This window comes from Brevibacillus sp. HB1.4B (genome assembly GCF_013284285.1).
Classification (GTDB): domain Bacteria; phylum Bacillota; class Bacilli; order Brevibacillales; family Brevibacillaceae; genus Brevibacillus; species Brevibacillus porteri.
Genome location: NZ_JABSUT010000009.1, coordinates 26,191 through 39,897 on the forward strand (window position 1 = coordinate 26,191; position 13,707 = coordinate 39,897).

The following is a 13,707-nucleotide window of genomic DNA, read 5'->3' on the forward strand; positions in this document are numbered from 1 at the left end:
AAAAAAACGTATGTATAAAACTTAGCCAAACAAGTGATCCATTTGTTTTTCGCGCTCTTGGCGCTCCTCTGGGCTTGCCAGGTCATACTTTTTCAATAAATGAAACAGTTCATTTAGACGCTCTTGGCTGAGTTCGCCATTCAACTGATTCTTGAATTGACTCACACGCAACTCCGACAGATATGGAGTTTGTTCTGCCAGTTTTTTGTGTACGTCCTCATGGCTGTGATCCAATTTGCATTCTCCCATGATTTCTCCCCTTTTCCTTACTGTCATCTTCATCATACCATGATTTTTCATTCGAAAAAAAGGCGTACAACCCGCGATGGAATGTACGCCAGATGACTATGCGCGCTTACGAACGCGAAAGTTCTCCTCGATCAACAGCCAATTTTGCGGAAATGGCAAACCGAGTTTCCAGTAGCTGACGCCTCTCAAACCAAGTTGTTTAACTAGATTGAACTTAGCTTGGATCGACCGCGCATCCTCAAACCACACCTGATGTTGCTTGCCTTGATCATCGGTGTACGTAAAAAACGGAGCCTGTGCGCGATAGTCATACCGGATCACTGCATTATGCTGCGCAGCCAAAGCAATTGCGGCTTGTGGACTTAGAGCTTTCGCTGTCGTTCCTCGCTCGTACGGTAAGGTCCAGTCGTATCCGTACAGATTTTGGCCCATCAAAATTTTCTCGGCTGGTATTTCGGTAATAGCGTACTGCAAAACACGCCGCACCGGTCCGATCGGAGAAACCGCCATGGGAGGACCACCACTATAGCCCCATTCATACGTCATGATCACGACAAAATCGGCAAGCGCTCCTATCGCTTTGTAATCATGGGCGGAATACCATTTGCCAGCTTGCTCGGCACTCGTCTTCGGTGCGAGCGCAACAGACATCATCAATCCTGCTGCATGTATACGATCCCTTGCTTTTCGCAAGAAGTTCGCGTACGCTTCAGCACCGGTTGTGGGCAATGCTTCTAGATCAAAATGGATATCCCCCATTCCCAGCTCACGGGCGGTCGCGAGAATATTATCCAACAATTTGTTCTGGAGCTCTTGATCGTTCAGGATGAGTGCGCCCAATTCCGTACTGAACTGACCTTTTTCCAAATTCGTCACGACCATCATAAGTAGTACTTGGTTTTCTTTTGCGATCGCCGGAAAATTGTTCAGCGTTGGTCGATCGAGGGTGCCATCCCGTTTGATACGAAAGCTGAACGGTGCCAAATACGTCAGATGAGGAGCAGCCGTCCGAACATCCGCTTCCATCGCTGGTGGGACAGTGCGGCGCGGTTCCACATATGCATTGAAATCAGCCGCTCGTCTAGGGCGAGGCGGGATATAAAGTTTTTGCCCGACTTGTAGCGGTTTATAGGGAGAAATCCCATTGACGCGAGCAAGCTCTGCTGCGCTGATCTGGTAACGCTGACCGATGGTATACAACGTATCTCCTTGTTTGACCCAATAGTAGCTTCCTACAATCGGGATCACCATCGCCTGTCCGGTTGCCAGCTTATTGGGATCTGGCAATTCATTCGCCTTGGTGATCGCTTCTGCCGTCGTGCCGTACGTCTCGGCGATGCTCGCTAAGGTTTGTCCTTCTTCCACCACGTGGATTTGCATACGCCTCCTCCTTCGCATTTCTTCTCTCTCTGTCATATTCATGGCGAAGGAAATAGGTGTATGTCTAGGCCAGAGGTTTCAGTACATCGTATAAAAATCCAACGGACTGGATGGCATAATGGCGTTCCAACAATTCATTTCTGTGAAAAATAAGCAAGGCGGGAACGCTGGTCACTTGCCATTGTTCTGCCAATGCAGGCGCCGTATTAATGTTGATCTGATACAGAGGAACGGTAGGTAATGTTTCTTGCATGATGCCGAGCATACGTGCTGCGAGCTTGCAGGTCCCACACATCGGTGTATAGACAAAAAGAGCGACCGACTCCTTTTCTTGCAGGTATTGGATCAGTTCTGTTGAGGTTAGTTCTTGCAAGTCGTATCTCTCCTTTCTGCACATTGGACATGATACAGGATCTAAACAACCTTTTTCTCTTTCGCAAACCAAAAACGACAGTAACCAACCATAAGGTAGCACTGTCCATTTGGTACTCTTATACAATTATGGAACAAAGCCAACCACTACTCTACGCCTCATTACTTGATTGTAGTTGGGGCGGCATTTACACATGCTACATCTTGGCTATATTTTGTATTTTTATAAAAATCATCGATATTTATTAATGGAAGCCAATATAATGGGTTATCTTTCAATATCCCCTCTAAAGCTAGTATAATACCAGAACTCCCTGTTTGAAAGTCATCAGATAAACGATAACAAAACTGCCCTGGAAATAAAATATGATTTTCCTTAGGAATTAAAAATAGACGTAACAATTCAATTACACAATCTTTTTTGTTTGTATACGCAGAATCACTTTTTCCTAGGAGCGGCGGTATTATCAAAAAGCTTCCAGCGCCATCGTAAAGCCCCCCGCTTATGCTACATCTAACACGATATAAATTCGTAATTAAGCTCAATTCTCTTTCGTAACGTTTTTTATCACTAACATGATTTAGGTATACGATTGCTATTCCTATGCCTAACGATCCCCCTGAAAGGTAAGGTAATAAGCGATTGGAGTCATCAATCGTTTGCAATGTGCTTTTGTCTTCTTTGGTTTTTTCTAAATCTTTATCAATGCATTCGATAGATTTCAAGTAATAATTTTCCTTTTTGGTGACTGCATACAAAGCCGAGTAAAACAACGAGACTCCAGACCAACCATCCATTATACCGATTGGAATCCCGGCCCAATCCTGAACTTTTAACTCTTTCTTCTCGCTCATAAAAGTATCAATGATACTCGCTACAAATATTGCTTTGTCCAGAACACGTTCATCTTTTTCTTCTAAATAAAGACTAACGAACCCAAGACCTATACCTGACAATCCTGACCTTAAAGATAGATCAGACGAATTAAGATTCATGTTTGCAAAGATGTTCATTGCTTCTTTTTTATAACCGATTTCATACAATGTTGTCCCTATGCCTGCTTTACCTGTTAATAATCCACCTTGTTCAATAGAATCGATGTTTTTCATTAATTCATTTTCAATCCAATGGTTTATTTTCTCACTCACAGTACCAGATCTAAAAAATGCTAGCGCAGCTCCAGTGCCTCCATTTTGTACATTGTATTTCCCAGCTTTGCTTTCATATTGCCTGATATCCCCATGAATTAATTTTTCGCTAGGAACAAAATTTTTCTCAATACCATTTCTGAGACCTTCAATAATGGAGGAAATATCCTTTTTCATCACATTTTTATTTATGGCATGCGACCTACTCTCTTCTCCTATAAATGATAAATGCTGATTACATTTTTCCCTTATCATTTTTACAAATAGTAGAAAATCCTCTCCATAAACCTTTTCAATCCATTGATCTTGATAATCATACATATCAGAATCAATATCCTCGATTGGTCCAATTGGCAATAAGCAATGTCGTAGGATTTTCTTTATTGCATACCAATCCCGCTCTCCGTTATTTTTATTACGTGGATGAGAGAATCCGTATGTTTGCAGTGTAGGCTTTCCTTCCAAATCCTTAGGTCGTGCTGTTTCAAAGTCAATCAGAGTCACGTTTAAATCTTCGGATATGATAATATTTACTGGTTGTAAATCTCCCATTCCTACACCATTTTTATGCATTTCTTCGACAATAGACACCAATTTAGTAAGAATATTATGTATTTTGTCCTTATAGACTTTGACATCACCATTATTAATAAAAGGGTAGTTCGCTACAATCCAGGAATCTAAGTCCATTCCATCCACATACTCTTCCACAAGAAAACTATGTTTCCAATATGTAAAGTAATCTAGTATATTTACAATTCCATCTACTTTCGATAGCTTTGATAAAGCATCAAGTTCGATTTTTTGTCTTTCTAATGCATCAACTTTTTGACCATCCAATCCTGATTTTGGCCTTGCTTCTTTAATAATGACTTTCTTTTTATCTTTCTTCCTTTCTGTTACATAGATTCCTCCACCATTCGTAAAGCGAAGTGCAGTTTGAAATTCGTATTCTTCAAATTTATTATTTTCTACTTCAGCCTCAATAGATGTGGTATTTAAAGTATCTAAATACTGATCAAATTCTTTAACAAAAGAAGGTACTTGATAGTAAGGAACTCTTTCGTCTACAAGCAATTCACCATTCTCATCTTTTATGCACAGTTCGCCTTGTTCGTTGAATATCATTGCAAATCCACCATACCTATAGTAAACATTGCTGTTTTTCCAACACTTGTCACTCAGAATGTAGGGACCACTCTCAAAAGAATGAAGGGTGGTATATAGTAGATCTAATAAATGTAAAAAATCATCATCACTAGGAGGATAGATCGTAATAAACTTTCCCGAACTTGCTCTATTTGCGATCTTTGAGTTTGAAGTGAAATAATCCCATTCGCTTGCAAGATGTTTGAAATAGACTTTACGTTCAACCAATATATGACTGACCTTCTGTAAAATCTGTTCTGCATTATCAAGTGTTGCACTAATATGGATTTTCCAACCTTGAGCTTGCAAGGATCGTTCTTTAAACTTGTACATTTTCCATACAGAATTTTCTTCCCTGCTAACTACACAATCATCTGATAAATTTGTCACATTAAATTCTCTCTCAGTAACGATTGATTTGTTAGGAGTGAAATATTTCGAGTTTTCATTTAAATAATCATAATAAACCATGTCTGCCTTCATGATATACTCTCCTCTCATAAATGATTTATGAACCTCTCCCAATAATTTGTAAGCTACATCTTATGTATTCGTCTCAATCAAAAGGACCTAGTTGAAGTTACCCTTCAACTAGGTCTTCTCTGAAGAAGCACTTAACAACCATTACCCCCATGGCCAAGGGCAAATGTTACTATACAACGACCACCTAGCAGCTGCTTCACTTGCCTCGTTTTGAGGAAGTTTTTGTAAATTCAGTACTTGATTCATTATCATTCACCTCCTTCCAAAATTTAGATGAAATGTCGTGCCTATTATTTTTCAAAGCTATAAAGCTTGTACTATATTAATACTCCGGTCTTCATCGCGAACTAAAATTCTAACCACCTTTAAATCGAATCTATATTACATATTTTAACAATAAGTGATATTATTGTCAAATGAATTCGGAATCTGCGATAGATTCAGAAAATTTCTCAAATAGCTGATGGTACCTATATAAGGGCTTTCCAGCGCCACTTGCCCCACAATAGCTGTCACTCGGTTACAGAAGATTCTTGGAGAGTCACCGCTACTGAGTTTTTTATCTTTTATTTGGGGAAGAGAAGACCTACGAAGAAAAAAAGTAGACTACAAGCAATAGTTGCTGTAGTCTACTTTCTCTTTCAGATTCAACGCTTAACGCGCAATCGTAGTATGAGCCAACTCCTCCGTCACGGTACAGACGGCACTCGAATCCCAGCTACCCTTGCCTTGTGCTTTTGCTGCCTCATACATTTGCGCAACCGTACCACCAACGAGAACAGGCACTTGTTGTTCACGTGCGGTTTGCGCATAGAGCTGCAAATCTTTGTGCATATGATCCAATGAAAAGACCGTATTTTCATACGTACCGTACAAGATGTTAGGCCCAAAAACGGAGAGCACACGATTGTGGGCAGAACCTTTGTCCATGACGGCTGCCAGCTTGTGTGGATCGACACCTGCTTTTACACCGACACTGAACGCCTCGCCCAATGCTGCTGTGATGACGGCAACGACAGAGTTGTGGCAAAGCTTCGCCACTTGTGCAGAGCCAGATTCCCCCAGATAAAAAATTTCCTTTCCAATTGCCCTGAGATAGTCCATGATTTCTGGAAGCTTTGTCTCATCTCCGCCGACCATAATGGTCAACGTTCCGGCCACAGAACCCGCAGGTCCTCCACTCACCGGACAATCGTAGTAGTAGATCCCTTTTTCTACGCCGTGCTGATTCAGACGTTTTGCTGTAGTAGGATCAATCGTACTTGTATCAAATACGAAACTGCCCTCCCCTAATGATAAGAAAAGTCCGTCCGCACCCAGCATAACTTCCTCAACAATCGCAGGACCTGGAAGCGAAGTGAAAACGACACGTGCTACGCTACCCACTGCCTGTGGAGACTCGACGACTATCGCTCCTTTTTCCTTTGCCCAGGCTTTTGCTGCTGGACTTGGATCATAGGCATACACGTGGTAGCCTTTTTGCAACAGATTGCAGACCATCCCTTTACCCATTGCACCGATGCCGATTACACCAATCGCTTCCATCTTCGCTCCTCCTGCTTTTCCTATACTTATTCTTATGGCCGAATATAAACCGTTTTGGTCTCGACGTAAAAATCGAGCGCTGACTCCCCTTGCTCTCTCGGACCCAATCCAGATATCTTTTTGCCACCAAACGGAAACTGTGATTCAAAATGAGTCGACGGCATATTAACATGCGTGACACCTGACTGAATGCCTTTGACAAATTGGAAAGCTTTTTGTAAATCGTTCGTAAAAATCGTGGAGGACAAGCCAAATTCAACCTGGTTAGCCACTTGCATGGCATGTTCGAAAGAATCCACATCGATCACGGCGATCATAGGGCCAAAAATTTCTTCGTTGGCAATCGTCATCTCCTGCGTAATACCGGTAAATACCGTCGGCGCGACGAAGTAGCCCTGGGCGAGATCACCTTCTACAAGGCGCTTACCGCCGCATTCCAGTACGCCACCTTCTTCGATCCCCTTTTGTACATAATGAAGATACAAATTGAGCTGATGCTCGTCCACTACTGGCCCGTTATGATTGTCTGGATCGAAACCATTCCCGATTTTCAAGCCCTTCGCTCGCTCAATCAGTTTTGCTTTTACTTGTTCGGCTACTTCGGGAACAACCAATACGCGACTGGTCCCTGTACAACGTTGGCCATTATCGAAGAATCCACTCAGTACGATAGAATCGATAGCGAGGTCAATATCAGCGTCCGCGAGAATGATCGCCGGATTTTTCCCACCCATCTCTGCCTGAATCTTGCCTCCTCTGGCTCCAACTGCTCTCCCTAAGGCAAGTCCCACTTCCGAAGAACCCGTAAATGAAATCCCTTTGACCAGTGGATGATTCGCTAATTCATCACCGATGACCGCACCCGGTCCTGTTACCAAATTCACGACACCACTCGGAACGCCGCTTTTAATCAGGAGCTCCATCAGCTTTACGCTAATCAAGGAGGTGTTGCTCGCCGGCTTGAACACAACTGTATTGCCTGCGAGGATGGCTGGGACGATCTTCCACAAGCCAATCCCCAGCGGAAAATTCCATGGCGCAATAATCGCGAAAACCCCGATTGGCTCTCGCACCGTGTAACCAATTACCTGTTCATCAAAGGAAGGCACCGTTTGACCTGTCAAGCGAGTAGCTTCCCCAGTCAACTGCTTCATGGAGGTGATAGTCTTGGCGACCTCGCCTCTCGCTTCCCGCAATGTTTTTCCGACTTCACTGGTGATCGTTTCTGCGAGCTCTTCTTTGTGTTTTTCCAATAAGTGAATGAGGGAGAACAAGAATTCTCCACGTGTGGGAGCGGATTTTTGTGACCATTCACCAAAAGCATTGGCAGCAGCTTCAATGGCAGAACGCGCATCCAGCCCGTCCGATTTTTGAAAAAAACCGAGAACCTCTTTCGTATTGGCAGGGTTCGTGCTTGGGAAAACCTGTCCAGTATGGCTCGTCACCCAAGCTCCATCGATGTAGTTATTGTAGGTTGCTGTCAAATCGTCTCCCACCTTCCGCATCTTATAGGGTTATTGTATATAGTAAAAATTATGAATACAATGTATATACAGACACTTATTTCCAACTATTAATGTGTATTTCTCTACATGGAGGACACGTGGATGAATTCATTTTCGCTCCTGCTTGAAAAGCTGCATGAATGGTTTGGCGATCAGCCTTTTTCGATCTGGTTCCAATTTTCGCATGATCGACATTTTCGGCATATTTTCTCTTCTTTTCATGAAAACGCTACCACGAAGATTCCCCCTATGACAGTACCTCTCTGTGACAACGATGCTAGCCACATGCGTTATGCATATGCCCAACAGATGTACCGTTTTTTCTACGAAAAGGAAGGACAAGCTGTTATTTGCCTTTCGCATAAAGCAAGCCAACCGACCATCCTTACCTCTGACCAGTGGGAACTTTTGTGGTTCGGGATTCGCCTGTTGTTGGCAGAAGAAAAAATGACAGCAAAAGCGGAGGAAAGCAAGAAACTCTTTGAAGGGATTCGCTCGATATCTGCTACCCTTGACGTTCACCAAATCATCCGTGGCATCATAGGTAACGCACTGGCTGTTATCCCGGCTGCTGACGCAGGTCTCTTGCACTTGTATGATCCCTCTATCGACCTTTTGATTCCGAAAGCGACCGTCGGTTTTCATGATACGGTGTTCAAAGATCTCAAAATGCGGGTTGGCGAATCTATCGCGGGCAAAGTGTTTGAGGACGGAATCCCACGCATGTACAAAACCAGCCAAGAAACAACCCACGCGATGAAGGACATCTCTGCTGACAACTTTCACTCGCTGAACCACGCCAAAACATTGCGAGACTTGAATGGGTTGCTATGCGTTCCGATATCACGTGAAGAAAAGCGTATCGGCGTGCTAGTCCTCCATCAGTTTCATCAAGAAAATGTGTTTACGGAGTACGACCTCGACCTCCTTCAAGGCTTCGCAGACCAAACTTCCATCGCCCTGCAAAATGCAGAGCTCTATGCAGAAGTCAAGCAAGCGTATGAGCAAATGGCTGCCATTAGCGCCCAACTGCAAGCCAAGCACGATGATTTGATACAGCGCAACCATATCCATGAATCCATCAAGCAGTTGTCCTTGCAAAATAAAGGGGCAGAAACAATCGTAAAAACCCTCGGCAAAATGACAGGCCATTCCATCTATTTTGCCGATTGGCTTGAGCAAAAATTGTATCCTGAAAAGAGTGCTTTATTTTTTAGCTGGGATGAACTGTATACATTGCTGAACAAAAGAAGACAACCTGTTTCTGTCAAGCTGTACTCTCCTGATACTGGTGACAATCAATGGTTCTGTTTGTATCCGTTGATCAATGGAAGCATCTTTCTCGGAGGTCTCATGATTCCCTTAAACGAACGCGGGCTATCTGATCTCGCACGAATGACGGTCGAGCAAGGGAGTGCAGTGCTCATACTCGATTTAGTGAAAAAGCAATCGATCAGCTCCGTGCTATACAAGCGAGCACATGATCTTTTTCAAGAGCTGATCGCAAGCAAAGGCAATGAACTGATTGACCGCGCTCGTTCGATGGGGTTACAGCCGCAAGCAAAATACTACGTGGTTTATGCCCATCTGACACAGTGCCACGATCTGGCCTTGCTAGAAGCAAACATTCATCGGCTCATTACTCGTTGGAAATGGGAGTTCAGTAAAACTCAGATGTTTGTCTACGGCTTCCATAACCATGTCACCCTCCTCATCCGGTCTCTCGGCTCCCGAGATGGCAAGGACATCCGGGAGCGGCTGCAGCAGGCGTCTTATGAGTGGGAACTGGGCAAGGAAGCATCGTTATCGATTGGCGTGGGAAGTATGGCAAGCGGGATTGAACAAATCAGCAAAAGCTACGAAGAAGCCAAGAAAGCCGCTCACTACTTGACCAACCGCAGCCGTTTTGGTGTGCTGCACTATAAAGACCTGGGTGTCAATCGCCTCATGCTGAACCAGAGTCAGGACGATATTGATGCATTCATTCAAGATGTGTTTGCCCCTTTCTGGCAAGACCCGGAAAAATATCAGGAATGGGAACAGACGATCATGGCCTATATGAAATGTAGTCAATCTCCTCAATTGACCGCCAAAGAGCTGCACATTCACGTCAATACGTTGTATCAGCGATTGCGTAAAGTCGAGGAGCTTCTTCACATCGATTTGCGCAATCCGGAAGACTTGCTGAAATTACAGCTCGCTTGTCATTTGCGCCAGGAAGGATAAATCGAAAAAGGCAGGAGTTGGTTTACCATAATTTTGTTATGTTAATTATTTCTCCATGTAAATCGTGAACAGCAGACGCTTATTTTCTCTTGTAATATTTGGATAATCATCCATAATGAACATGGGGGCATCAGGCACCAGACACCCCAGAGATTCGCGCCCTACTACAGGTAAAGGAGTGATGATGTTTTGGATTCGCAAAAACAAATGGAAAAGCATATGAGAGGTTCCAAACGATAATTTCATCCCTTCTCTCATATGCTATGGGAGGAAATGAACGAAATGTTTGCTCAAAAGATGGTTCAAGGAACGGAACTCACAACCGATTGCTTCCATAGCGCGACCAATCTGTTCGAAGCATTGAAGCATCATGTATCCATCAAAGGGGTCATTACAGGTGTTATTCCTGGTAGAGTATTCCTGTCAAATGACGCGAGATCAGCCTTGTTGACAAGCCCCCAAGGTATTTTTCTAGGAGGCAGTGTTGATAATCCCCTCTTCTTTGAAGAAGTGAATGCATTGCTCAAAGAGGAGATTTTACCGCAGCTTGCTGCTGATGAACAGCTTGACTACGTCCTGTTTTATCCTACTGATGAGAAGTGGGATGACATTCTCGATATCGTGATGAAAGATATATTACCCATGAGAAGCGGGCGAATGATCTTTACTCACCATCTACAGGATCTATCCCCTCCTGCTGACGATTATATTGTCCCGATAGACAGCACCTTGTTGAAGCGTAAAGAATTGATAGGTCTTGAGGATGTTATCGATGAAATAGCGGAGAACTGGCCATCTATAGAAGCCTATGAAAACAAAGGATTCGGTTGTGCCGCGATTCAAGATACCGATGAGGGGCCTACCATTCTTAGTTGGTGCATGACGGATTGGGTAGTAGAAGACGAATGTGAATTGGGTATAGAAACCGATGAAGACTATCGGGGTAACGGATGGGCTCGAAAGACAGTATTGGGTGCTCTCTCACTCGCCAAACAACGCGGAATCAAAAGAGTGGGATGGCAGTGCTGGTCAAATAATATAGGTTCGCAGCGAACAGCCTTGTCTGTCGGTTTCGAGCTGCTCGCGGATTTTCCGGTTCTGTTCGGTTGGAACCTTCCTTTAAACAATTTCCTTGTCAACGGCAACCACTATATGCGTGGCGATCTGAAATATGGCGTGGAAAAAGACTACGCCCGCGCCGCATGGAGTTATGCCCAAGCACTCGATAAAGGCTGGGATTGGGATGGTGATCCGGCCTTGTATTGGAATGCTGCTTGCTTGTTCTATCTGAGTGGTGAAGAGGACCGGGCAAAGCATTACTACAAAAAGGCTCTCGAACTTGGCTGGGTAAGCATTCACCACCCGCATTATCATGATTATGTGTACAGAGAGCAGGACAGCGATCAGATCGGTCGAATTCTTGCTGAATTAGTAATCTAATGGAATTGGCCGCCGTTTTATCGGCGGCTTTTTGCTGAGCTCAACCATTTTTCCTCTACTTTTCTACCTTTGAATAAAAAAGAAATGGCTTGCCGTTCAAGTAGTTTTTGATCATAGGTATTGCATAGGGCTGTTCTTCTTTTAGCCCCTCGGTTTCCCTGGGGTCAGGAGCATGATGACTATAATTTTCAATCATGACCATCACCGTGAAGCTCTCAAGTGTGGGGAGCCAGTCCCCTTCTAGTTTCCGCAAACTCTCGTAGCCTTTTATGACAAGCTCTCTTTGTGCAGGATATATACCCAAAAGGGTATGGGCGATATCATAAAGATAGTAACCAAACCCACATCTTCCAAAATCAATCGGACGAGGATCTCCGTTGTAAAAAACAATGTTACCTTGGTGCAGATCGCCGTGAATGATTCCGTAGTTGCTGCTATTCTTGTCCATTTTGGCAAGACAAGTGAGTATTTTATCCGCCGCCAATTCATATAGCTCGAACTCTTCGTCTGTCAGAAATCGTTGGTAATGCTCCTTCAAACGAGTCATGGACTCCTTGAAGCGATCCTCTCCCCAGATCGGACGAGCAAATTCAGGGGTCAATTGGAAATCCTGGGATACTGTATGAAGCTTTGCTAGCAAGACGCCCTCTTTGTAAACTTGGTCTTCCGTAAGTTCATCATCAACATGCTCCCCTTCGACCCAATGCATGACGGATACGAAGACACAGTCACCATTCGCAAGATCAATGCTCACTGTCTTGGAACCATTGCGGCACGCTATTCCCGTTGGAATCGCTACCTCTATTTTTTCATGCAAATAGCGGAGCCAGGCAAGCTCGGAATCAATTTCATTTCTGTTCTTGTTTCCGTGAATACGGAGTAAATAGGTACCATCCTTCTCTGTTTCTATCACAAACGTGCAAGTGTCGGACAGTTGGTTGAAACGAATCTGTTCCCCATCCAAGTCGTATTCGTGCATTGCCTTTTGTGCGATTTGCTTGAACTGGGCCACTACGTTCTCGATGTCATCTTCAGAATCCAACTGAAATAACCTCGTCATGCGAATCCCCCATCCAATATATGGTTCATATGCTTACATTCGTTTGATTTTCGCCATACTCCTCTTTTCTTTTTTTCGCTTGACTCCAACCTAAGGTCAGACTGCAAACTCAATTTCAGGAGGTGAATCGCCATGTTGTATACCGTTAACGAGGTAGCCAAACTGTCTGGTACCACAATCAAGACACTGTACCATTATCAAAAGATTGGCTTGCTGATGCCCGAAATTGTTACAGAAAATGGATACAGATATTATGGTGAGAATGAACTCAAGCGGTTACAACAAATCTTGTTTTATCGTGAGCTGGATTTTTCGTTGGACAGCATCAAAGCTGCACTTGATCACGAACCAGACAGACTTCGTTGTTTATCTGAGCAGCAAGCGATGTTAAAGGCACGCCAGCTTCGAATGGAGCGCATCTTGCTTACTTTAGAAGAAACGATTCGACACGAAAGGAAGAGAGGAAATATGTCCACTGAGAAAATGTTTGATGGATTAAACGAAGAAGAATGGAAACAGGCATTCACTCAACAAAATGAGCATTTGCAGGAAGCCTACGATTTTCAATTGGATACAGAGAATCTGGACGTAACTTCCATGAATGAAAAAGCTGCCGAAGCGACTGCTTTCATGACATTTATGGCAGAGGCGTTGAAAAACAACAAAAGTATTGATGATAAAACGGTTGTTTCTGCAATCGAAAATCATCTTGCTTTTTTGCAAAAAGACCATCCGATTGATGCGAGAGCTTTCGCCGAGCAGTCAAGGTTTTTCCTATCAGATGAGTTCCACCGCACTATGTTGGAAGAACAGCAAACGGGATTAAGCTACTACATTTGCATTGCTGCCGAAAATTTTGCTTCCAAGTAACGTATAGTTAAACGATCGTTTAACAGTTAAAACGGGTGAGCTGCAACTCCCCGGTTTTTTGTTTCATCCCTATCTGATGCCTTAGATTACCGCCCCGATAATATGCTCCTTGATTAGCGTCCATCGATCCCGAGGATTCGGCATGAATTCCGATGCAATGGCTACAACGAGGTTTTTTTCTGGGATGCAACAGATAACATGACCGCCATCGCCTATTGCTGCGTATGCAAAAACACCGTCCTCTTCACGCAACCACCATAGATACCCGTATAGACAGGA

Annotated in this window: 12 protein-coding genes and 1 pseudogene; 3 read left to right on the plus strand and 10 right to left on the minus strand. The window is 43.8% G+C overall.

Annotation, left to right across the window (positions count from 1 at the left end):
- Positions 1 to 21: 21 nt before the first annotated feature.
- The 7 genes from HP398_RS20845 to HP398_RS20870 form a co-directional block, all read right to left on the minus strand.
- Complete coding sequence (locus HP398_RS20845) at positions 22 to 249, minus strand: hypothetical protein (protein ID WP_026043118.1); 228 nt, start codon at positions 247 to 249, stop codon at positions 22 to 24.
- Between the two features lie 96 nt (positions 250 to 345).
- Positions 346 to 1,629, minus strand: coding sequence for a glycoside hydrolase family 18 protein (locus HP398_RS20850; protein ID WP_017248973.1), 1,284 nt, complete (start codon positions 1,627 to 1,629; stop codon positions 346 to 348).
- A gap of 64 nt (positions 1,630 to 1,693) precedes the next feature.
- A complete protein-coding gene (locus HP398_RS20855; protein WP_017248974.1) occupies positions 1,694 to 2,002 on the minus strand; it encodes a thioredoxin family protein in 309 nt (102 codons plus the stop codon).
- Positions 2,003 to 2,163: 161 nt separating this feature from the next.
- Positions 2,164 to 4,782, minus strand: coding sequence for a class III lanthionine synthetase LanKC (gene lanKC, locus HP398_RS20860; protein ID WP_173623534.1), 2,619 nt, complete (start codon positions 4,780 to 4,782; stop codon positions 2,164 to 2,166).
- A gap of 141 nt (positions 4,783 to 4,923) precedes the next feature.
- The gene (locus HP398_RS31405; RefSeq protein ID WP_371736766.1) at positions 4,924 to 5,034 is read right to left on the minus strand and encodes a class III lanthipeptide; all 111 of its coding nucleotides are present in this window, start codon (positions 5,032 to 5,034) and stop codon (positions 4,924 to 4,926) included.
- A gap of 402 nt (positions 5,035 to 5,436) precedes the next feature.
- Positions 5,437 to 6,327, minus strand: a complete 891-nt coding sequence (locus tag HP398_RS20865; protein WP_017248977.1) for an NAD(P)-dependent oxidoreductase — start codon at positions 6,325 to 6,327, stop codon at positions 5,437 to 5,439.
- Between the two features lie 32 nt (positions 6,328 to 6,359).
- Positions 6,360 to 7,832 carry an aldehyde dehydrogenase family protein gene (locus HP398_RS20870; protein ID WP_173623535.1) on the minus strand — a complete coding sequence of 491 codons (1,473 nt, stop codon included), beginning with the start codon at positions 7,830 to 7,832 and terminating at the stop codon, positions 6,360 to 6,362.
- A 102-nt stretch (positions 7,833 to 7,934) separates the two neighbouring features.
- Between HP398_RS20870 and HP398_RS20875 the strand changes: the two genes are divergently transcribed.
- A complete protein-coding gene (locus tag HP398_RS20875; protein ID WP_173623536.1) occupies positions 7,935 to 10,058 on the plus strand; it encodes a helix-turn-helix domain-containing protein in 2,124 nt (707 codons plus the stop codon).
- A gap of 45 nt (positions 10,059 to 10,103) precedes the next feature.
- Here HP398_RS20875 and HP398_RS20880 read toward each other — a convergent pair whose 3' ends face one another.
- On the minus strand, positions 10,104 to 10,277 hold the full coding sequence (locus HP398_RS20880; protein ID WP_173623537.1) for a hypothetical protein: 174 nt from the start codon (positions 10,275 to 10,277) through the stop codon (positions 10,104 to 10,106).
- 63 nt (positions 10,278 to 10,340) lie between these two features.
- Here HP398_RS20880 and HP398_RS20885 point away from each other — a divergent pair, with 63 nt between their 5' ends.
- Positions 10,341 to 11,498, plus strand: a complete 1,158-nt coding sequence (locus HP398_RS20885) for a GNAT family N-acetyltransferase (RefSeq protein ID WP_173623538.1) — start codon at positions 10,341 to 10,343, stop codon at positions 11,496 to 11,498.
- 55 nt (positions 11,499 to 11,553) lie between these two features.
- Here HP398_RS20885 and HP398_RS20890 read toward each other — a convergent pair whose 3' ends face one another.
- Positions 11,554 to 12,558, minus strand: coding sequence for a phosphotransferase enzyme family protein (locus HP398_RS20890; RefSeq protein ID WP_017248981.1), 1,005 nt, complete (start codon positions 12,556 to 12,558; stop codon positions 11,554 to 11,556).
- A gap of 132 nt (positions 12,559 to 12,690) precedes the next feature.
- Here HP398_RS20890 and HP398_RS20895 point away from each other — a divergent pair, with 132 nt between their 5' ends.
- The gene (locus tag HP398_RS20895) at positions 12,691 to 13,428 is read left to right on the plus strand and encodes a MerR family transcriptional regulator (RefSeq protein WP_017248982.1); all 738 of its coding nucleotides are present in this window, start codon (positions 12,691 to 12,693) and stop codon (positions 13,426 to 13,428) included.
- Between the two features lie 81 nt (positions 13,429 to 13,509).
- Here HP398_RS20895 and HP398_RS30975 read toward each other — a convergent pair.
- Positions 13,510 to 13,698 (minus strand): annotated as a pseudogene (locus tag HP398_RS30975) (serine hydrolase domain-containing protein); the annotation flags it as partial.
- Positions 13,699 to 13,707: the final 9 nt, after the last annotated feature.